We start from the raw sequence: 20,412 nt of genomic DNA on the forward strand, positions 1-20,412 counted from the left end.
TTTCACCCAAGCGCTTTTTTATAACCGGCACGGCCGGAGCGAGGTATCTTCACCGGCCACAACGAATGATGAAACGCCTCTGTTTACAATACTTCGGTGAGTGTTTCATATAAATCTGTCTGCCCCAGGATCCGGAATGCCGCCATTGGATGGGACAAATGAGAGGGCTCATCAGACCCGTAATTATGGCTGTATCTGTAAATGGCCGATGGACACTACCATGTTGATATCCATATATGGTTCAGGCCTTTTCCAGCTCGGGTGATTTTGATAAATTTCGAAAAGCTGTCAGCTGTTCGGTGGTTCCCAGTACGCCCAGTGTATCCTGTTCTTCTAAATTAAAATCTGGGTCTGGATTGGAATTGAGGAGCCCCTCTCGTAAAATGCCGGCAATGGTCACACCTGTCAGTGTCCGGATTTTTGACTGTCCGATGGACATTCCGGCTAATGGGCTGCCAGGTTGGATGGTGATCCAGGTCAACTGGAACAATCGTGAACTGTTTTCAAGCTGGGCAATGGATTTGTATTCAGTCTGGGAGTCATACAGGGGCTGGTAGAGATTGTGACGGATTTCATCTGTAAATTGCTGAATCCTTTCAATGGGCAGGTCCAGGTGGAGCAGTGCCTGCCGGGTAAATTCAAGCCCGGTTTCCAGCTCTGGCTGCACAATATGATATACGCCATTGTTCTGGAACTCTTTCATCTGATCAAGGGAGTCGGCCCGTGTGACCACATGCAGATCCGGTTGTATTTTTTTTACCAGCAGGGTGATTGCCCGGGCAACAACGGCAGCAGGGGTGGTAACCAATAAGAGTTTTGATCGTTCGATGTTGGCTGCTTCCAGAATAACCGGTTGACTTGCGTCCCCGTAAATGAGGGGAAATCCAAAGGACTTTAACTGTTCAACGCGCCTGCAATCAAATTCGATAATAACAAAACAGACCCCGATCTTTTGAAGCACATCTGCGATATATTGCCCGACCCTTCCGCCGCCGGCAATGACCAGGTGGTCTTTCAGACCTTGTTCCGGCAGATTTATCGTCTGGAAAGTATAGGCCTTACCCCATTTATTGCGAAGGGCATACAGCGGTGTTGTCCATCCGGAAACAAAGGGGGTTAGAAACATGGTTATGATGGTCGTGGTCAGGATCAGGGAATAAAAATCTGCTGAAATAGAGTGGGTACTGACCCCCACCCTTGCCAGAACAAATGAAAATTCGCCGACCTGGGAAAGTCCCAGAGCCATTGCAAGGGGGATGACATTCCGGTAACCAAAGGCTTTGCTTAAAAAGCCGAAGATCAGTCCCTTGCCAACCATGATGATCAATACCAGCAGCATAACCGTTCCCAGATGATTGATCAGGTATCGAGGGTCAAACAACATTCCCACCGACGTGAAAAACAGAAGACTGAATATGTCCCTTAGGGGGATGATGTCGCTGAGGGCCTGGTAGCCGTAATCGGATTCACTGAGCAGCATACCTGCCACAAAGGCTCCAAAGGCAAAGGAAAGACCAAAGAGGTAAGTGCCGTAGCCGATGCCCAGTCCCATGGCAACGGTTGACAGCAGAAATAATTCCCTAGAATTCCAATGGGCAACCCGTTTCATGACCAGCGGGATAACCCGGGTGCCGGCTATAATCATCACCAGCAGAAAGCAGACGGCTTTAACCGCTGCCATGGCCAGCAGGGGTAACCCTGCCCTGGGGTGGTTCAGCTGGGGAAGGATGATCATCATCGGTACGATGGTCAGGTCCTGGACAATCAGCATTCCGATCATCACCCGGCTGGACAGGGTGCCCATTCGTCCTTGATTTTCAAGGGTTTTTAACAGCACCATCGTACTGGACAATGAGATCAGGGCACCGAACCAGAGGGACTGCATCCATGGCCATCCAAAGGCCTGGCCGGTGCAGAATCCAAAGACCATGGTCAAGAAGATCTGAATGGGGGTGCCGATGAGGGCAATCCTGCGGATGGGCTTTAACTCCTTGAAGGAAAACTCAAGTCCCAGGGCAAAGAGCAGCAAAGCAATCCCTATTTCAGCAAGCATTTCGATTTCATGGATACCCGATACGGTCACTCCTCCCGTATGGGGACCGACGGCTACACCGGCCAGGATATACCCCAGAATAAGGGGCTGCCTGAGCCGTTGGGCCAAGAGTGCCCCGATAAAGGCAGCCATTACAATGATAACTATATCCCCAGCAATTCCCATGGTCTCTGACATCTCCTCTTAAAAAAATTAAGGTTCTTTTGCCCGGTTTCTATTTATCATATTTCTGGAGGTTTCAATATTAAATATTCAGATTTCAAACGCCGGTTACCAGGGAACCTTTGACCCCATTAAGCAAATTTGCAAAAAAATAGGGGAAAGTATGGCAGGAATTGTGTTAAAAAGGCAACCAAGAAAATCCGGGGCCATTTTTTAAACGGCGTCAATCCAGATAATCTATAAAAAGGATGATTGCATGGAAATCAAATCAAAACTTCCCAATGTCTCGGTAACCATATTTACCCAGATGTCACAACTTGCCATGGAACATAATGCTGTGAACCTGTCCCAGGGATTCCCTGATTTTGATGTTAACCCCGAACTTACAGCCCTTGTCAAGGCTTACATGGACAAAGGATTTAATCAATATGCGCCCATGCAGGGGATCCCGGGGCTCAGGCAAAGTATCCAAAAGAAGGTTTTCAATCTCTACGGGGCCGTGTATGACCCGGACAGTGAAATAACGGTCACCTCTGGAGGTACGGAAGCGCTTTTTGCCGCCATTACAGCCGTGGTAAATCCCGGGGATGAGGTGATCGTCATGGAACCGGCCTATGACTCCTATGTACCCGCAATTCTTTTAAACAAAGGCATTCCCGTGTTCGTGAAGATGAAGTTTCCCGACTATCGCATCGACTGGGATGAGGTCAAAGATGTTGTCACAGACAAAACCCGGCTCATTATATTGAACTCGCCCCATAACCCCACAGGCGCTGTTTTAAGTCCCCAGGATATGAAAGCCCTGGCAAATATTGTTGCCGATACCCCCATCATGATCCTGAGTGATGAAGTGTATGAACATATTGTGTTCGACGGAGTAGAACACCAAAGCATGTCCCGGTATCCTGAACTCAAGGAGCGGTCGTTTGTGGTGAGCTCCTTTGGCAAGACCTACCATAATACGGGATGGAAAATCGGCTATTGCCTGGCACCCAGACCCCTGTCAAAGCAATTTCAGCGGATTCATCAATATCTGACCTTTTCCACCATGACGCCTGTACAGTACGCCCTGGCCGACATCATGGATAAACCCAATCTCTACCTTGACCTTGCTGATTTCTATCAGAAAAAACGGGACTATTTTCTGGACCTGCTGACCGGGTCCAGATTCAGGGCCATGGCCTGTTGCGGTACCTATTTTCAGATGATGGATTATTCGGAAATATCAGACGAAAATGATATTGATTTTTCAAGGCGAATGACGGTTGAACATGGGGTGGCAGCTATTCCCCCCTCGTTTTTTTACCATGGTAACGATGATCACCGGGTGTTGAGATTCTGCTTTGCCAAAAAGGACGAAACCCTTGAGCAGGCAGCAAAAATCCTGTGTACGATTTAAAAAAAATACCGATTCAGGTTGCGGGATAATAAATCATAATTATCTTTATAGGGTAGCACCACTAACCTTTGAAACGATGAAGGAGGTTTAACATGGCTAAGATGATGCAATTCATGACTGTCCATAAAAATCCGGGTATTGATTTCAAATTGGTGCAGTCTAATTGGCAGAAAATGGCAAATATGGACGACGCAACCTGGGTGCGGACGTATTTTAATAAAAATCAAGGGATTCGATATTGTATCTGGCTTGCACATGACAAAGAGGCATTGATCAAAATTTTCAATGGGGTTAATGTGAACTATGAGTCTATCCTTCAGGTTGAAGAAACTGTTCCAGATCTTTGGGGAAAAGAATGGGAAAGCAATCTGTTGGACCAGGAGTTATTGTGAAACCAGCGTTTTTCAATTAAAACACCTTGAAAACGACCTAGGGTTCCTGTCCATATTTTGGACGATTCTATTCCGATCATTGACCTAATAGATTTATGCACATGAATTGATACTTGTTTTATCACGATTAATCGTTAGATGGTATCAATTCATGCGATAGGAACTATAACTGAAGCATTACCCGGCGCCCGTTTGATGTTCAGGCAATTGACCACTAGGGCGTATATGATAGGCCGAAACTTACATAATAGACATCTCCAGACCCGTCATACAGGTAGGGTTCGGAATCATCGTATCTCATATAACTGATTCCGGCCCCCAGGGTAAAGTTGTCATCCAGGCGATAGGCTGCCTGGAAAGATACCTCTTTCTGGGTAATATCCAGATCTGAATAGGTATGGACGGTGCTCAGGTCATAACTGTAACTCACCATATCCGTCAATTGATTACACAGGGCGGAATAATCGGAAAGGGCATCCATGCCGCCATCTGAGGTCGTATAGGAACCGCTCAGGGTCAGGTTTAATTCTTCCAGTGGGCGGTAATTGATGACGCCCATTACCGTGTGTGTTTTTGATTCATATTCCGAAACTTCGCAGTACGAGCAAACCTGGCTCGATGTGATACCGCCCGCTCACCCGTCAAAAACAGGGATATTCGCCAGGGTTTCGGTTTTTGTGCGGTCAAAGATATAGGATACATTAAAATCGATCTTTGGCAGCGGAACGTAGGTGATACTGATGGATGGGATATGGGATTGTGACTGCCAGTCCGATACATCGGTTTCATCATTTTCTTTGTCTATAAAGCGGTAATTCGCGGTAACGGAAAAATTTCGGAAGGCCGACCAGGTCATATCACCTGATATTTCCTGTGCCAGTGTCGGTTGATTACTCAAATCTCCAATCCGTTCATTCTGCCTTTCCCAGTATTGGGTGCCGTTGAAAGCACCACCGCTATCGGTAATGAAATCGGATTCGCAGGCGCCGTTTACAAGGTTAAAGGGGTTGTCCGTGTCTGCCCGTTGATACCCCAGCCGCAATTTGACACCCCGACACGGCCGGGTTGTCATGCTCAATTTGTAGGTGTCTGTGGTGCTTTCGGTGTCTCCGTCTTCTGTCACTGCATAATATTTGCGATCCACTGTTTCCCGTTCATAGCCAAAAATAAGGGATGTTTTTTTAAGGACCTGATACCGTGCATCAAATCCAAGGGTTGTGACTTTCCGGGATAATGCGGATTCCCGGATGTAATCTGGATCAAAGCTGTTGTAATCCAGGGTGGGGTTATGGAGATACCAGGTATAACCGCTGTTGAGACCTTCTGTGGAAACAGGCTCTGTGACATCCACGAACACATCATCGTTGTCGATATCCTGGTATTTAAAATGACCGGAAAGGCGCCATCCGGGGAAGAACTGGTTAGTCACTTTGATGGTTGCCGTGGTGGTATCCGTTTCCAGATCTGCATCTTTGTTTTCCGTGTTGGAAAATACATAGGAAGCGAAAAAATTCGTGTTCGCCGGAAGTAAAGCATTGAGCTTGGCCGTGTGCATGTTTTTTTTCATACTGGGAACCAGATCATAAACCAGGGTGTCGTCTCCGTACTGGATGCGGTCATCGAAAATGTCACCGCTGCCTCCCGGATGTGTTGGATCATCATAGGTATTTGTGGGAGGAGCACCGTGTTCTGTGAATTCCCGGTGGAAATAATCGTATGCCAGGGTAAAGATGCTGAACTTTTTGGAGAAACCTGCCTTGTAATCCTCTGTTTCTTCATTTATCTCCCTGGAATTGCTGGTCACATGACAGGTGCCGCAGTGGCTCATGGTCATGGCCTGGCGGAGTCCCTCCCGTCTCTGTCTGCGGTAGCTGAAATGAATATCTGTACCCGGGCTGAACGGCAGGTTGATCGTGGTGTCGCTTTTCTCCTCTGAACGCCGGATGATATAGTCTTTCCCGGCGTTGAAATCTTCATGGTTCACCACCACGGCCCCGGTTTTTCCGCAAAGATTACTCATGTTATCATGATCCAGGAAATGTTCAAAACTTGAATAACTAAAGTCTTCCTCTATAATTCGTTTATAATCTCCCTTGATTCGTCCGTTAAAATCGCTATCATGGTAATATCGGCTACTAAAATCTACGAACAAGTCATTTTTCAGTACTTTTCCAGAAATATCCATGTCCGGTCCTGATGACGTGTGATCAAGTATGTTGTATTCACCAACTTTGCTGATGCTTTCATCATCATTGGCATAATGATATCCGACATCAATCTTGAAGTCATACACTGCGTCCTCACTGTCTTCTGCCCAGCTATAAAAAGATAGTCCGCACATGAATGTGAGGATTACAAATCTTGAAAACATTTTCTTGCAAATCATAGTTAACCCCCTTTTGCGTTTATCCTGATGGCCGTTTTTGTGAAAAACAGTAAAAAAATGATCATTATCACAACGCACAACATATTCCGCGATATACGGTAGTCACGAATGTTGTTTAAAAAAGGCTATCGTGTCAGCGCTTTTCCCTGGCCGGAAACAGACTGAGAGGGCAAATCCGACCCATGGATCCTTGAGTGGCACTGGGTACATTTGGTTGTGTAGGACATGGTCATCCCTTCCGTGCAGGAAGTGGTGACCCGGCCGTATACATCTGTTCCTTCTTCTTCACTGGCGATTTTTCCGGGATGAAAGTGAAACTGGTGGCATTGCAGGCAGAGAAACGGTTCGTTTTGTATCAAAAGATTGTTTGCAATGGTCCCGTGGGCATCATGACAGATGCTGCAGTCCTCCAGAACCGGGGGATGTTCAAAAACAAACGGGCCTTGTTTTGCGGCATGGCAGTCCAGACAAAGGTCGTTTGCTCTTTCCGCTGTTTTCAGATGGGCACCTGTTCCCCCATGGGGTTGGTGGCAGTCATTGCATGCCATTTTTCCCTCTCGAATGGGGTGGTGGGATGGATAGAAGGTTTTGGCACGGATACGTTGATGGCAGGTGTAACAAAGATCTGGAGGTGGCTGGGCCAGAAGGCTGTTTTTTGGAGAATGTGCCTGGTGGCAGTCGGTACAGGCCAGATCGTTCAGTGCATGGTTGCTGCCCGGCCATTCCATGAGTGAACCGGATGTATGGCATTTCAGACATACAGCAGCAGCCTGTGCTTTTGAGATGTTGCTAAAAACGATGATATCAGCCGGATCTTCGCTCTCTGCATGACGACTACCCTGTCCATGGCAGGATTCGCAACCCTTTTTTGACTTGACCACCTCAAAGTCTGCAATTCGTCCGTGGATGGTTTTTTTAAAATTTTTCTGCATTTCGCAATGGCAGTCAAAACAGGCTGCATCGCCAATATAATTCGCATCGGCAATGACAGGGATCGTGGCGGATTCCTGCGATAGATGTTTTGAAACGCACCCGGCGAAACACAAAACAATAAATACAATACAGGTGTAACATGCTGAAAATAAATGGTTTTTCATCTAATTTATCCCTCCTTGCTTGTTGGTGGAATATCCTGCTTTTCTCAATATTTGTCATGTCAATCCACGGGCATACGAAAAGATGAAAATCGACCTTAATTATCGTTTAGGTCACTTTGTAATGGGGGGCTTGCATTATTGGCGTTATCGAGCAAAGTCGGTAGAAAAGCTAGGCTGGTTTGCATTGTTGGCGTTATCAACGCAAAGTCGGTAGAGAATGGAGTCAGGGCAATGTTCTAATAATAAGAAATTTCTTTGTACAACTAATATAGTTCTATATGCCTGACTTTTGAGATTGTCAACCATAAAAAAGGAACTGTTAAATTTTTATTTTACGAAATCTTTGTGTTTTAAAAAACGTTGATATTCCATCCAAAACTTTAACTTGTCCTTGACAAGAATCAGACTTCTATCCTATTATACACGATTTATTGTTTTTAATTTTTGTATAAAAAGGGTGCTTCTATGAAACTTAGAACTTCGATTTTTGTTGTAACAACGTTTTTTCTGCTCACCATGGCCGGAAGTGCCCTGGGTGCGGACAAGATTGTCTGGAAAATGGCCAGTTCCTGGCCAAAGGGGACGGTCCTTCAGGAAATTGCCGACGATTTTGCAGCACGGATCACAACAATGAGCAACGGCCGACTTACCATCAAAAGTTATCCTGCAGGCGTTCTCATGGGCGCCCTGGAGGTGACTGACGCGGCGCGCATGGGGACCATCGACGCAGCCCACAGTTCTCCCACTTACTCGGTTGGACAGCTTCCGGCAGCCCCTCTTTTTGGATATATTCCCTTTGGCATGGAAACCATTCCCTATTTGACCTGGATGTATGAAGGTGAAGGTAAGGCCCTCTTCAGCAAACTCTACGAAAAATTTGACTTTGGCTATGTGGCTCCCTGCGGCATTATTCCCAGCGAGGACCTGGCGTGGTCCAACAAGCCCATCACCACCATGGAAGACTTTAAAGGGCTTAAATTCAGGACATCCGGGTACTGGGGCGAGATTCTCAGCGCCGCTGGCGCATCGGTGATGATGCTTCCTGCCGGTGAAGTGTATGAAGCCCTCCAGAGAAATGTGCTTGATGCAGGTGAGTTCAGCATTCCCAGTATTGATAAGGATCTGGCCTTTTATGAAATTGCCGATTACCTTCTGGTTCCCGGCATTCACCAGACCAGTACCTTCCTTGACATCAAAATAAATAAGCGCTCGTGGAACAAGCTTTCCGAAGATCTCAAGGAAATTGTCCGGGTTGCCAGCGAAGCTTCCACCATGCGGCTTTTAACCCGGTGCATCAGCAGGGATGTGCCTGCCCTGGAGTTCTTCAGGGAAAAAGGGGTGAAGATCCAGTATCTTGATCCCAAAATCCAGAAGGAATTGTCAATCAAAGCCGAAGCGCTTATGGCGCAGAAAGCTGCCACGGATCCCTTTTTTAAAGAGGTGTGGGAGTCCCAGAAAAAATTCAGAACCGAGTATGACAGCTATAAGAAGCTGATGACCCCATCCTATTGATCGTTTAATTTGATTGATTGTTCCATTTGATGATTCAATAATTCAACTTTTGGAGTTGACTGTTCTGACCTTGGTGCCAGTCTTTTTTTATCCCAGCGAGGGAAAAAGACCGGCCCTTGCCTTTAAGGTTGAGGTCCAAAGGTTGCGTTCATAAAAGCTGCCTGAACAAACAGGCGGCTTTTTTATATTCTATTTCAGACCAGGCTATAAAAATGAAACAGATACAGGCTGTAATAAAAGGTATAGATGCGGTCAGTGAAATCACGGGAAAGGTGATGATTTGGCTTGTGGTGGTTCTGACTGTAATTATCGGTTATGAAATTTTCTCCCGCTATTTTTTAAATGCACCCACCAGGTGGGCCTTTGACTTGAGCTATATGATCGGAGGTACTTTTTTCCTCATGGGAGAAGCGTGGACCTTAAGGAAACAGCAGCATGTGAGAATCGATATCTTTTATAACCGTTTTTCCCCCCGTGGAAGGGCCGTCATCGATATCTTTTTTTACCTTATTTTCTTTTTTCCCCTGTGGGCAGGGCTGTTCTGGGCGTTGATTCCCTATGTGCAGTTCTCCTGGGAACTTGGCGAGCGATCCATGCAGGGGTACTGGCGACCCATTATTTACCCATTTAAAACAGTGATGCCCATTGGGGTCTTCCTTCTGCTGCTCCAGGGGGTTGCCGAGTTTTTGAGGAGTGCAGTTATCGCCTTTGGGGGAGAAGAAATCCAATGAGTCCTGAATTAACCGTTTTTCTGATGTTTGTGTCCCTTTTAGCCGGGATTTTCCTGGGATTTCCAACCGCCTTTGTACTGGGGGGGGTGTCGGTTCTTTTTGGCGGCAGTTTAATGGGGGCTGATATTTACGGGCTTTTCATTGCCCGGCTCTTCGGCCTTATGAAAAATTACACCCTCCTTGCTGTTCCCCTTTTTCTGTTCATGGGGGTATTCATGGAGAAATCAGGCATGGCTGAACGGCTTTTCAACGCCATGCATCTACTCTGGGGTCGCATGAGGGGGGGGTTGGGTATTTCAACGATTGCCATCTCTGCCGTCTTTGCTGCGGCCACCGGAGTGGTGGGCGCCTCTGAAATAACCATTGGTCTCATGGCGTTGCCCATCATGCTGGAAAAAAAATATAACAAGTCCATGGCCTGCGGATCCATCTGCGCCGGCGGAACATTGGGGATTCTCATTCCCCCCAGTGTAATGATCATCGTCTATGGGCCCATTGCTAATATATCCGTCGGGAAGCTCTTCCTGGGAACCCTGGTGCCGGGCCTGCTGCTTACACTGCTCTATATGCTTTATATCGGTATACGATGTTACCTCAATCCCCAGGACGGTCCCCCCATACCCCTGGCAGAAAGCCAGGTAACCCTGAAGGAAAAAATGATGATCATGCTGACCTCGGTGATTCCTCCGGGGCTGATCATCTTTTCCGTACTGGGCAGCATCTTTTTTGGCATTGCAGCCGTAACAGAAGCCGCAGCCGTAGGTGCCTTTGCCAGCATCCTGCTTGCAGCAGGATATGGGCGCCTTAATATGGGTGTCATCCGGGAAGCCTGCACGCAGACCATGAGCATTACCTGCATGATCATGATGATCGCCATTGGTGCCACTTTCTTTTCCACGGTATTTGTCACCCTTGGGGGGGATGAAGTGATCACCAGGTTGTTTTTGAATCTTCCCATGGGTAAATGGGGAATCCTGGCAGCCATTATGTTGCTCCTGGTATTGTGCGGCATGTTCATTGACTGGATGGGTATTCTTTTTATTATCGTGCCCTTGATCACCCCCATTGCGGCAGAACTGGGATTTGATCCGATCTGGTTTGCAGTCCTGGTCATGGTGAATCTCCAGATCTCGTTTCTCACGCCGCCCTTTGCCTATTCTATATTTTATCTTAAGGGAATCACCCCGCCCGAGGTACAGACAACGGATATCTACCGCGGAGTTATGCCCTTTGTGGGGCTGCAGGTGTTGACTATTTTTCTCTGTGTTTTAATTCCTGAGATTATCACCTGGCTGCCGTCGCACTTTATCAACTAACCGGCATGGCCGGAGCAGGGTATTTGCTTTGGCCACAACAAAACATGAAACTTGACTTTTTGACAGCTGAGGCGACCGGGGGGAGGGTAATTCCTTGCTCCTGTCGCCGGAATGATACGAGTTTCATATAACCCACATGTCCTGGTGGACACAACGAAGCATGAAACTATATAGCAGTAGGTAGGCGGGAACGGGTGTTACCCTGAACGGGTTAAATGGCAACGGTGGGCATGGACGCCCAAGGAGTTGCCATTTTCCTCGGAGCAGCCCACGGACGGGCTGCGAGAATGAGAGAAGGGTAACACCCGTTTCCGCCTACCGGTTTGAAGTGTGTTTCTTATAAACCGGCATGGCCGGAGCGAGGTATGGCTCTGGCCTCAACGAATTTTGAAACACCTTCATTGACATGCTTTGGCGAGTGTTTCATATAAAAAAAAACAGAGGTTAATGATGTACAAGAAAAAAAAAGTAACTCTTTTTATCCAGTGTCTTGTCGACACCCTCTACCCTGAAGTGGCAGAGGCAATGGTCTCGGTGCTGGAAGACCTGGGCCTGGAACTTGACTGTCCCACAGAACAGACCTGCTGCGGCCAGCCGGCCTTTAACGCAGGCCACCAAAGCGAGGCCCGCTCTGCCGCAAAGAAATTTATTGAACTTTTTGAAGATGCCGAAGTTATTGTGTCACCATCGGGATCCTGCGTCAACATGGTGAAAAACCACTATCCTGATCTTTTCAGTGCGGATTCTTCCATGCTGGAACGTGCCCGGGCCGTTGCTGCAAAAACATTTGAGTTTACAGAATTCCTGGTGGATATCCTCAAGGTTGAAAACCTTGATGCACGATTTCCAGCCAAGGTCACCTACCATGATTCCTGTCACCTTAATCACTGTCTTGGCATCCACCTTCAGCCCCGTAAATTATTGGCTAACATCCGGGAACTTGAATTTATTGAGATGAAGGATTCGGATAAATGCTGTGGGTTTGGTGGTACCTTTGCCGTGAAATATGCTGATATCTCTTCGGCCATGCTCGAGGAAAAGGTTCAAAATATCGTTGATTCGGGTGCCACTGTGGTCACTGGCTGTGATATGAGCTGCCTGATGAACATCCAGGGTATGCTGAGCCGGACGAAGGCTCAGGTCAAGGTGATGCACATCGCCCAACTTCTTTCGGCAAAATAACAGGTGTGAAATATGGAATTAACAACAAAAGCATACAAGCAAACGGCGAAAAAAGCCATTGCCGACCCGATTCTGCAATCTGCCCTTGCCGGATTACAAAGCCGCCTGGGGCCTGCCACGGCATCCCTTTATGAAAATCTGCCAGAAGGCCCGGATCTGCGGGCTAAAGCCCATGCCTATCGCAGAAAGGCCGTGGACAATCTGGACATCATGCTTGTCACCCTGGCTGGGAAGATAAGGGAAAATGGCGGAGAGGTGCATTTTGCAGCCACAGCTAAGGATGCCGTGGACATCTGCCTTGATATTGCCGAAAAAAATAATGTTAAACATGTGGTCAAGGGAAAATCCATGGTCACCGAGGAGATCGGGCTGAACCGTGCCCTCATGGACAAAGGGATCGAAGTCAATGAAACCGATCTCGGGGAATATATCATCCAGTTGGCCGGTGAAAAACCCTCCCACATTGTTGCCCCGGCCGTTCATAAAACCCGGAAGGAGGTGGGCGAACTCTTCACTGAAAAACTCGGAACCCCTTACACGGACGATCCACCTACCTTGACCCGGGATGCCCGGCAGGCCCTCAGGAAGAAATTCATGGCGGCGGACATGGGCATTTCCGGATGCAACCTTGCCTGTGCGGAAACCGGCCACATCACAACGGTGTCCAATGAGGGAAACATCCGCATGGCCACCACCCTGCCCAGGGTTCATGTGGCCTTCATGGGCATGGAAAGGATCGCAGCCAACCTGGAAGAACACCAGGCCATTTTAAGGCTCATGTCCATGGGAGCGGCAGCCCAGCAGATCGGAGGGTATGTGAGCTATATCGGCGGCCCGGCCGCAGTGGATCACGCCGATGGCCCCCAGGCCTTTCATCTGGTGATTGTGGACAATGGCCGATCCAGAATCCTGGCCGACGAGGAGTTCCGTGAAATGCTCTGCTGCATCCGGTGCGGTGCCTGCCTTAACGTGTGCCCGGTTTACGGTAAGATCGGCGGGCACTCCTATGGATCAGCCTATACAGGGCCTGTGGGGGCCGTTGTAACCCCTCTGCTGGGTGGAATCAACGAGGCCAGTCACCTCTGCCAGGGCGAAAGCCTCTGCGGTGCCTGCCGGGTTGCCTGTCCCCTGAATCTCAACCTGCCCAGGATGCTCCTTGCCCTTCGTGCCAAACTTTCCGAAGGAGATCCCCGCTGGAACGTAAAGCCCAAAAGCCGTCCTGAAAAAATGCTCTTTCAGGTCTGGAGCCGGATCAACCAAAATCGCAAAGTTTACGATATCTTACTGAAACTCGGTCGGTTGATCCAAAAGATCATGCCCTCCAGCAATCATATGATCAGGCGACTTCCCTGGCCCTTTAGCGGATGGACCCAGAGCCGGGATATGAAACCCCTGGCCGGAAAAACCTTTATGGAACTATGGAAAGAACACCAGGGAGGAAGATCCTAATGGACCCGGAAAAACAATTTATCAATACCATCAAAACCGCCCTGGGCCGACCCGGTAACCAGCCGCCAGCCGATCTTTTTACCACCTCGCCCTCCCAGGAGGAGAAAACCCTTCTTGAAAAGATCAGAACCCGGACCCACCAGGAGAGAGTGCCCTTGATCGAGCAACTCCGGCAGACCGTTCCCTCCCTTCATATGGATCTGCATCTTGAAGCAGGCATCGAAGAAGCAGCCCGGGCCATTGGGCGGCTGATCCTGGAAAAAGAACCGGAATGGGGAACCAGCAAGAGCGTTGTCTGCTGGGACCATCCCCTGATCAATCAGCTGAAACTTTCCGAGGTTGCTGAACTAGGACAGATCCCCATCCATAATACGGGATATGACGGGACCGATCCCCAGCGGAAAAAAGAGATCCGCAGTCAGGTGGAAGCTTCGTTTATCGGCATTACCTCTGCTGACTATTGCATTGCCGCCACTGCCACCCTGGCCATGAAGACCCGTCCCGGACATGCCAGATCCGTGTCCCTGGTGCCCTCCATTCATGTGGCGGTGGTCAGGGAGGAACAGCTCCTGGCCGACCTCAGGGAACTCTATACCCTTTTAAAATGGGATGAAGCAGAGCGTAAAGAGGGACTGACGCGCAATCTGACGCTGATTTCAGGACCGAGCAAAACCGCGGACATTGAACTTGTCATGGTTCATGGTGCCCACGGCCCGAGGGAACTCCACCTTTTTATCATTGCCGCGGATTAATTGTCTGGCCGATAGTTGTGGCGGTAAACCATTGTGGTTGCGGGTGATGAGAGTGATCTCATCACCCAATCCCTGGTCGTTAGCGTTTATCCCGGACTTTCTTGGTTCAGCTAACGGACACTGACTGACACATACAGTATAGATCCATAATTAGAATTGCTTTGCGTCAGGCGATTTGCTAAAGCCGTATCCCTGGAGATTATGTTGAATTACCGTTTGACAATAAATCGTACAAATTGGTAGAATCAACTATTCATTACCACTCATTCTCATTTTTATTCTAAAATAATTCGTAATGTTCATTTTCTTACCTTTGTGTTCCATGGACCCCATGTAATTATTTTTAACCATTTAATGAGGAGGTTCGCATGACTGTTTCCATTATTATTAAGCGCATTGTAAAAGATGACACCATGGCCGCCCAACTGGCTCCGTTCATTGTTCAGCTCAGGTCCCGGGCAGCCGCTCAGCCGGGTTTTCTGTCCAGCCAGACCTTCAGTTGTCTGGATTGTGAAGGAGAATATCTGGTCATCAGCAACTGGCATACCCTGGAAGACTGGAATCGATGGATGAACAGTGACGAGCGCATGGTCATCCAGAAAAATGTGGATGAACTGCTTGGGGATAAAACCCATTATCGCTATTATGAGCCGGTTGTGGGCGGTATCTCGCCCAGGTTTCAAAAATAGAAAAAAGATATGCGGGTCAATTCACTCTTCACACGCTATTGGGAAAGCTGCAGTCCTGGAATGTAAACCTTTTTTTCGATCATTGCCATGATTTTAGCCACCACAAATACCATTATCGTGTAAAGGATGGCCGCTACCACATAGGACTCAAAATATCGAAAATTCATGGCCCCGGTGAGATCTGCCTGGGAAAGAAGCTCGGGTACCCCTACGGCAAAGGCAACCGAGGTGTATTTGAACATATAGATGATTTCGTTGGAAGACGACGGAATTACAAGCCTCAGGGCCTGGGGCAGGATGATATACCTTATGGCCTTCCACTTGCCAAGCCCCATGGCCCTTGCGGCGGTCATCTGCCCGGGTTTAATGGATTTTATGGCCCCCCTGAAATACTCGGCCTGATAGACAGAGGTGTTGATACCCAGGGCAAGACCTGCGGCAAGAACCGGCTTGAGCAGAAGTCCCATATCCCCCAGTCCGTAGTAGATGAAAAAAAGTTGAAGCAGGCAGGGGGTCCCCCGCAGGAATTCAACATAGGCGGTGACGATCCAGTAAATAAATTTACTGGAATATACCCTTGCCACCCCGAGTATCAAACCAAAGATAATGCCAACGGTTATACAGACAAAAGACAGCTCAATGGTGACCCAGGCACCCGACAGCATGTCGGGCAAAATTTCAATGGCGTAATTAAAAAAACTGACCATTTGTTCCACACCTCCGGTTCACTGGGGATCGGCTATTCAAGGCCGCCAAAATTATTCAGAAAGAGTCGGGTTCTTTCATGCTGGGGAGCGGCGAACATTTTTTTCGGACACCCCTGCTCAACAATAAGCCCCTGATCGATGAAAATGACCTTGTCGGCAACGGACCGGGCAAACCCCATTTCATGGGTGACCACAATGGCCGTCATACCCTCTTTTGCAAGGGCAGTCATGACACTCAGCACCTCTCCTGTCAACTCTGGATCAAGGGCGGAGGTGGGTTCGTCAAACAAAATCAGCTTAGGCCTTAATGCCAGGGCCCGGGCAATGGAAATCCGCTGCTGCTGTCCACCTGAAAGCTGGGCCGGGTAGGCACCGATTTTATCGGCCATGCCCACTTTCCGGATCTCTTCCATGGCAATCTGCCTGGCCTCATTTTTCGACAGTTTCCGGACCCTCAGGGGGCCGAACATTACATTTTCCAGAATGGTCAAATGGGTAAAGAGATTAAAATCCTGGAAGACAAACCCCATATCCGCCCGAACCTTATTGATATCCGTCCCAGGCGTTGTGATGTCGACGCCTTCCAGCAGGATCTGTCCTGAATCCGGTGCTGACAGATGGTTCAGGCACCTGAGCAATGTGCTTTTTCCCGATCCTGACGATCCGATTACTGCAAGTGTTTCTCCTTTTTCCAATTCAAATGAGACATTTTTGAGCACCTCATTGTCGACAAATTTTTTGGTGAGATTTTTAACTTCAAGTATGGTGGACATGACGATATCAGCTCCTTTTCCCAAAGCCAGGAACCCAGAGTTTCTCTTCCAGTTTATAGAAGAAATATGTTCCTATTCTGGTCAACGTAAAATAAAGGATTCCCACAAACAGATAAACAGCAGCTGTATTGCCATAGGTATACGCAATGACATACTTTGCGTTCCGCATAATTTCCACCACCCCCACCACATAGGCAAGGGAGGTATCTTTGAGTTCTGAGGAGAATTCATTGGTCCAGGGCCCGATGGACAAACGGATCATCTGGGGAATGACAACATGGAAAATAGTACCGGGCAGACTCAACCCCATTGCCTTTGCCGCCTCAAGCTGTCCCGACTGGATCGAGAGGATTGCACCCCGGAATATCTGGGATTGAAACGCTGAGGAACATAGCCCCAGGGCAAGGATGGCAGCCACCATGCGATTGAGATCAAACGGGAGATAAAACACAAGAAACAGAAGAACCAGCTGGGGAATGGCCCATAAAAATTTGCGCAGGGTGGTTGCCAGGAATTTCACCCAGGCGTTGCCGAAAATTTCAGCCAGGGCAATGGCAAGCCCAAGCACCATCCCCACAGTCAACAGCCCCCCAAGAACCTCCAGGGCAACCAGAGTTCCCTTTGCAAACTGGGGAAGCTCTGAAATAAGTATTTTAATAATTTCCATGCATTCTATTCCTGAGCACAACGCGGGTGGCGCTGATTCCGTGCCATCCGGGTCTGGATTTTTTGGTCTGGACCCGGGGGACAATTACCCTGAGATTAAAAGATAAAAAATGCTCGACATGGTCAAACCCATCAATTGGATTCGCTGCAGAGCTTTTTATAGTCAACCAGGTAGGGAACGGCTTCCACGGATGCCCAGGGCAGGTATTTTCGAACCAGTTCTTCAATCTTACCCGATTCATATGCCTTTTTGAGTCCGGAATTTATTTTTTCAATCAAGTGATGGGGGTCCCCGGGGGTGACAGCATAGGCACTATAATCAAAATGCAACCCTGTACACACCGGTTTTACGCCTCTTTTGGCATCAATAAACCCTCTGGCCGTTGGGGAATCCACATGGAAGGCATCAATTCTGCCAATTTCTAGTTCCTTGATCCCCAGCTCAACGGATTCATAGGGCTTGATATTAATATCAACCCCCTTATCCTTGAGTTCCTCCTTGAGCCATCTGTATCCGGTTGTTCCGGCCTGGGCACCCACGTTGGCTCCCTTGCTCATTGCTGTAATACAATTTAATTTTGAATCTGATTTAACCAGTGTCCAGTAATCTGTTTTCCAGTGGGGCAGTGCAAAGTCAATGACTTGGGCACGTTTGCAGGTATAGGAAAGACCGCCAGCTAGAATATCAATTTTTCCCTTTGAAAGGGCTGCGATAATGGCTGACCATGGAATGTCTGCCGCCTCGACCTTGAATCCTTCAACCTCACCGATGTACTGGAAAAGTTCCCAGTCAAACCCCTTTATTTCGCCTTTTTCAGCCCATGTCCAGGGTGGAAAGGCCGCATCAATGCCCAGTTTGTAAACCGGAACCTCATCTGCTGAGGCAAGACTGCTCAAAAAAAATACTGCAAAAAGAAATACCGCTCCCAGAATCTGTTTTCTAAACTCAAACATACTCTCTCCTTTTACTCGATTAAAAGAATCAACAAAAACGTAATAAGCCCATAGAAAGCTCTAAAAAATCCAGCATCTAAAGCTGAATAAAATAACAGTTGCATGGGTAAGTCAATTGTTATTTTGTAATAGGTAATGGCTCGAAATTGTTCAGGCGCTCTTCTTGAGTATGTCCCATGGTGGTTTTTGGCCGAAAGTTCATATGATTAAAAATGAAAGTCAAATTATTTTAGTTCGTTAAATGATATGTACCGGTAAAATAATTTTTAAGAAAACTTTCCCTTTTTCAGCTTAAACAGGTTAAAAGAACAGGTGCCTTTTAGTCCCCATTTTGCCGGTAGATGCCGTATCCCCTTTAAATGCACTGATCCGGGGAGAAGAATCACTCCCCATCCATTTCTTTTTCGGGCCGTGGGTTGGTGGTGCCCCATGGGTATGATATCCATGGGGTACGATTCCGAAACAAGGAGATTATCCAGATTCACCGGGTTTGGCCCTGATTCCGATGATGTTAGATTTGCAATGCAACGGGAGGCCCCAGGATAGAGAATTCACCGAATCCTATGGGCTTTTCATGGGCAGCAGTGTCCTGTCTCGATTGCAGGCTTGCAATTTTCAGGGAACAATCTATAATTATTGGTTCTTTTAACCTTGATTCAAAGGATCAGGTTAGAATAACCAGATGTTAATGATTGCAGGGGAAGGAAATAGGGTATGGGGAAATCAGGGAAAGACCTGATACACAAAGTTTTTGTAAAGTGCGCCGGAGATTCCGGCTGTGGGGTGTGCAGGCTTCACATGGAAGATGATTGTCTTTTTTTTCCTGAACTCTATCGCCTGCAGGACCAGGCAGACGAATCCGGGCTGCCACCGAACACCCGTGAGCTTCGCAATCTGATTGACCTTTGTACCCTGTGTGGACTATGCCCCTGCCAGGATATAAAGATGCTTATTCTCCAGGCAAAGGCGGCTTTCAGTGATGAAAAGGGGATTCCGCTGTCCAGTCGGATGCTTTCAGATATCGAAACAATCGGTCGCTGGGGAACGACTTTTTCACAAGTCATTAACCCATTGAAGGGGTTGAAGCCAGTGGTCCCCCTCGTGAAAAAGGCCCTGAAAATACATCCCCAGAGGGATTTGCCTGGTTTTCCCAAACAAAGTTTTTTCCTCTGGGCAAAGAAAAAAGGTCTGGATATCCCGAACCCGGGCAATCGTGGGTGCACATCAAAAGTTGCCTATTTTGCAGGCTGCAGTGCCGGGTATCTCTTTCCGGAAGTCGGAAAAGCGGCTGTAAGGCTCCTGGAACGAAATGGCATCGCTGTTTATGTCCCAACCCAGGAGTGCTGCTCCATGCCATTGATCATGGAAGGCGATAAAACAACGTCGTTAAAAAAAATAGCTGCAAATATGGAGCGTCTTTTGCAGTGTGTTCAAGATGGCTACGACATTGTCTGTTCCTGTCCCACCTGCGGATATTTCTTTAAAAAACTGCTGTTGGAAAATGCCTACTATTCAGAAGCCTTTCAGGAGCAGTCAGGGGCTGGCAGCAAGGCCATGAAAGTTCCCCTTGGGGGGCAACGTTTTACCCTGGTGTCCAGGGGAAGCTATCGGAAACTGTTAAAGGATGATGGATACTTTTCCTCACTTGATCCTTTAAAAAGGATAAAACTATCGAACAGCGTAACGGATCTGGGAGAATACCTTCTCTCCATCTATCTCAAGGGTGATTTAAACATCAACCGGGTTTACCAGGACGTTCCCATGGTCTATTATGCCCCCTGTCACCTGAGGGAACAAAAAATCGGGCAACCCTATTACAGCCTTCTGAAATCACTTGAAGGTTCGGATATAATCCAGATCGGGGAGGCCATGGAATGTTGCGGTATGGGGGGGCATCTTGGCTACAAAAAATCTTTCCATGCCCACACCCTTGAAATCGGCCAGCCCCTTTTTAAAAGGTTTTTGTCTGAAAAGAACAGGATGATCATTACAGACTGTCTTAGCTGTAAAATACAGTTCGAGCAGATGCTTGCCAGGAAGGTTTTTCATCCCCTTGAATTGCTGTAATCGTCATCGTTAATCCTTTGAATTCCCGGCCCAGGCGGGTCCTGGGACACGCCGGCAAATGCCTGGGCAATGGGAAACCATCAGCTTGCGATCTTGATCAGTTCAGGGTGGCTGGTACCGTGGAC

The 20,412-nt window shown here is 48.0% G+C and carries 17 protein-coding genes; 10 read left to right on the forward strand and 7 right to left on the reverse strand.

Annotated elements, in window-relative coordinates; all coding sequences use genetic code 11:
• Positions 1 to 241 precede the first annotated feature (241 nt).
• Positions 242 to 2,218, reverse strand: a complete 1,977-nt coding sequence (locus tag HRM2_RS06915; protein WP_015903287.1) for a cation:proton antiporter domain-containing protein — start codon at positions 2,216 to 2,218, stop codon at positions 242 to 244.
• Positions 2,219 to 2,471: 253 nt separating this feature from the next.
• On the opposite strand from HRM2_RS06915, the gene HRM2_RS06920 reads away from it, so the two are divergent.
• Together HRM2_RS06920 and HRM2_RS06925 are read left to right on the forward strand one after the other, a co-directional pair.
• Complete coding sequence (locus tag HRM2_RS06920; RefSeq protein ID WP_015903288.1) at positions 2,472 to 3,614, forward strand: methionine aminotransferase; 1,143 nt, start codon at positions 2,472 to 2,474, stop codon at positions 3,612 to 3,614.
• A gap of 92 nt (positions 3,615 to 3,706) precedes the next feature.
• The gene (locus tag HRM2_RS06925) at positions 3,707 to 4,006 is read left to right on the forward strand and encodes a DUF4242 domain-containing protein (RefSeq protein ID WP_015903289.1); all 300 of its coding nucleotides are present in this window, start codon (positions 3,707 to 3,709) and stop codon (positions 4,004 to 4,006) included.
• A gap of 214 nt (positions 4,007 to 4,220) precedes the next feature.
• Here the strand turns inward: HRM2_RS06925 and HRM2_RS06935 are convergent, their stop codons facing one another.
• Both HRM2_RS06935 and HRM2_RS06940 read right to left on the reverse strand, forming a co-directional pair.
• Positions 4,221 to 6,392, reverse strand: coding sequence for a GSU2204 family CXXCH-containing (seleno)protein (locus tag HRM2_RS06935; protein ID WP_254884775.1), 2,172 nt, complete (start codon positions 6,390 to 6,392; stop codon positions 4,221 to 4,223).
• 125 nt (positions 6,393 to 6,517) lie between these two features.
• A complete protein-coding gene (locus HRM2_RS06940) occupies positions 6,518 to 7,489 on the reverse strand; it encodes a GSU2203 family decaheme c-type cytochrome (protein ID WP_015903292.1) in 972 nt (323 codons plus the stop codon).
• A gap of 465 nt (positions 7,490 to 7,954) precedes the next feature.
• On the opposite strand from HRM2_RS06940, the gene dctP reads away from it, so the two are divergent.
• The 7 genes from dctP (at position 7,955) to HRM2_RS06975 (ending at position 15,120) form a co-directional block, all read left to right on the forward strand.
• Positions 7,955 to 9,001 carry a TRAP transporter substrate-binding protein DctP gene (gene dctP, locus HRM2_RS06945; protein WP_015903293.1) on the forward strand — a complete coding sequence of 349 codons (1,047 nt, stop codon included), beginning with the start codon at positions 7,955 to 7,957 and terminating at the stop codon, positions 8,999 to 9,001.
• 212 nt (positions 9,002 to 9,213) lie between these two features.
• Complete coding sequence (locus HRM2_RS06950; protein WP_049770411.1) at positions 9,214 to 9,732, forward strand: TRAP transporter small permease subunit; 519 nt, start codon at positions 9,214 to 9,216, stop codon at positions 9,730 to 9,732.
• Complete coding sequence (locus HRM2_RS06955) at positions 9,729 to 11,048, forward strand: TRAP transporter large permease (protein ID WP_015903295.1); 1,320 nt, start codon at positions 9,729 to 9,731, stop codon at positions 11,046 to 11,048. Before HRM2_RS06950 ends, HRM2_RS06955 begins: the two co-directional genes overlap by 4 nt.
• 447 nt (positions 11,049 to 11,495) lie before the next feature.
• Positions 11,496 to 12,230 (forward strand): (Fe-S)-binding protein, encoded by a 735-nt coding sequence (locus tag HRM2_RS06960; RefSeq protein WP_202944692.1) that lies wholly within the window; start codon positions 11,496 to 11,498, stop codon positions 12,228 to 12,230.
• Positions 12,231 to 12,242: 12 nt separating this feature from the next.
• A complete protein-coding gene (locus HRM2_RS06965) occupies positions 12,243 to 13,679 on the forward strand; it encodes a LutB/LldF family L-lactate oxidation iron-sulfur protein (RefSeq protein ID WP_015903297.1) in 1,437 nt (478 codons plus the stop codon).
• Positions 13,679 to 14,431 (forward strand): LutC/YkgG family protein, encoded by a 753-nt coding sequence (locus HRM2_RS06970; RefSeq protein ID WP_015903298.1) that lies wholly within the window; start codon positions 13,679 to 13,681, stop codon positions 14,429 to 14,431. Before HRM2_RS06965 ends, HRM2_RS06970 begins: the two co-directional genes overlap by 1 nt.
• A gap of 368 nt (positions 14,432 to 14,799) precedes the next feature.
• Positions 14,800 to 15,120: an antibiotic biosynthesis monooxygenase family protein gene (locus HRM2_RS06975; protein WP_015903299.1), complete on the forward strand. Its 321-nt coding sequence runs from the start codon at positions 14,800 to 14,802 to the stop codon at positions 15,118 to 15,120.
• Between the two features lie 35 nt (positions 15,121 to 15,155).
• Here the strand turns inward: HRM2_RS06975 and HRM2_RS06980 are convergent, their stop codons facing one another.
• From HRM2_RS06980 to HRM2_RS06995, 4 genes are all read right to left on the reverse strand, one after another.
• Positions 15,156 to 15,827: an amino acid ABC transporter permease gene (locus HRM2_RS06980; protein ID WP_015903300.1), complete on the reverse strand. Its 672-nt coding sequence runs from the start codon at positions 15,825 to 15,827 to the stop codon at positions 15,156 to 15,158.
• Between the two features lie 32 nt (positions 15,828 to 15,859).
• Positions 15,860 to 16,600: an amino acid ABC transporter ATP-binding protein gene (locus HRM2_RS06985; protein ID WP_015903301.1), complete on the reverse strand. Its 741-nt coding sequence runs from the start codon at positions 16,598 to 16,600 to the stop codon at positions 15,860 to 15,862.
• A gap of 7 nt (positions 16,601 to 16,607) precedes the next feature.
• Positions 16,608 to 17,267: an amino acid ABC transporter permease gene (locus tag HRM2_RS06990; protein ID WP_015903302.1), complete on the reverse strand. Its 660-nt coding sequence runs from the start codon at positions 17,265 to 17,267 to the stop codon at positions 16,608 to 16,610.
• A gap of 131 nt (positions 17,268 to 17,398) precedes the next feature.
• Positions 17,399 to 18,220, reverse strand: coding sequence for an ABC transporter substrate-binding protein (locus HRM2_RS06995; RefSeq protein ID WP_015903303.1), 822 nt, complete (start codon positions 18,218 to 18,220; stop codon positions 17,399 to 17,401).
• Positions 18,221 to 18,934: 714 nt separating this feature from the next.
• Between HRM2_RS06995 and HRM2_RS07005 the strand changes: the two genes are divergently transcribed.
• Entirely contained in the window at positions 18,935 to 20,287 is a 1,353-nt protein-coding gene (locus HRM2_RS07005; protein ID WP_041273107.1) for a heterodisulfide reductase-related iron-sulfur binding cluster, read from the forward strand.
• Positions 20,288 to 20,412 lie beyond the last annotated feature (125 nt).

This window comes from Desulforapulum autotrophicum HRM2 (assembly GCF_000020365.1).
In the GTDB taxonomy this organism is placed as follows: domain Bacteria; phylum Desulfobacterota; class Desulfobacteria; order Desulfobacterales; family Desulfobacteraceae; genus Desulforapulum; species Desulforapulum autotrophicum.

What these genes read in the sequence shown, in the direction of transcription:
- HRM2_RS06915 (WP_015903287.1), bottom strand. Translation starts at nt 2,218, where the DNA reads ATGGGAATTGCTGGGGATATAGTTATCATTGTAATGGCTGCCTTTATC.
- HRM2_RS06920 (WP_015903288.1), top strand. Translation starts at nt 2,472, where the DNA reads ATGGAAATCAAATCAAAACTTCCCAATGTCTCGGTAACCATATTTACC.
- HRM2_RS06925 (WP_015903289.1), top strand. Translation starts at nt 3,707, where the DNA reads ATGGCTAAGATGATGCAATTCATGACTGTCCATAAAAATCCGGGTATT.
- HRM2_RS06940 (WP_015903292.1), bottom strand. Translation starts at nt 7,489, where the DNA reads ATGAAAAACCATTTATTTTCAGCATGTTACACCTGTATTGTATTTATT.
- dctP (WP_015903293.1), top strand. Translation starts at nt 7,955, where the DNA reads ATGAAACTTAGAACTTCGATTTTTGTTGTAACAACGTTTTTTCTGCTC.
- HRM2_RS06950 (WP_049770411.1), top strand. Translation starts at nt 9,214, where the DNA reads ATGAAACAGATACAGGCTGTAATAAAAGGTATAGATGCGGTCAGTGAA.
- HRM2_RS06955 (WP_015903295.1), top strand. Translation starts at nt 9,729, where the DNA reads ATGAGTCCTGAATTAACCGTTTTTCTGATGTTTGTGTCCCTTTTAGCC.
- HRM2_RS06960 (WP_202944692.1), top strand. Translation starts at nt 11,496, where the DNA reads ATGATGTACAAGAAAAAAAAAGTAACTCTTTTTATCCAGTGTCTTGTC.
- HRM2_RS06965 (WP_015903297.1), top strand. Translation starts at nt 12,243, where the DNA reads ATGGAATTAACAACAAAAGCATACAAGCAAACGGCGAAAAAAGCCATT.
- HRM2_RS06970 (WP_015903298.1), top strand. Translation starts at nt 13,679, where the DNA reads ATGGACCCGGAAAAACAATTTATCAATACCATCAAAACCGCCCTGGGC.
- HRM2_RS06975 (WP_015903299.1), top strand. Translation starts at nt 14,800, where the DNA reads ATGACTGTTTCCATTATTATTAAGCGCATTGTAAAAGATGACACCATG.
- HRM2_RS06980 (WP_015903300.1), bottom strand. Translation starts at nt 15,827, where the DNA reads ATGGTCAGTTTTTTTAATTACGCCATTGAAATTTTGCCCGACATGCTG.
- HRM2_RS06985 (WP_015903301.1), bottom strand. Translation starts at nt 16,600, where the DNA reads ATGTCCACCATACTTGAAGTTAAAAATCTCACCAAAAAATTTGTCGAC.
- HRM2_RS06990 (WP_015903302.1), bottom strand. Translation starts at nt 17,267, where the DNA reads ATGGAAATTATTAAAATACTTATTTCAGAGCTTCCCCAGTTTGCAAAG.
- HRM2_RS06995 (WP_015903303.1), bottom strand. Translation starts at nt 18,220, where the DNA reads ATGTTTGAGTTTAGAAAACAGATTCTGGGAGCGGTATTTCTTTTTGCA.
- HRM2_RS07005 (WP_041273107.1), top strand. Translation starts at nt 18,935, where the DNA reads ATGGGGAAATCAGGGAAAGACCTGATACACAAAGTTTTTGTAAAGTGC.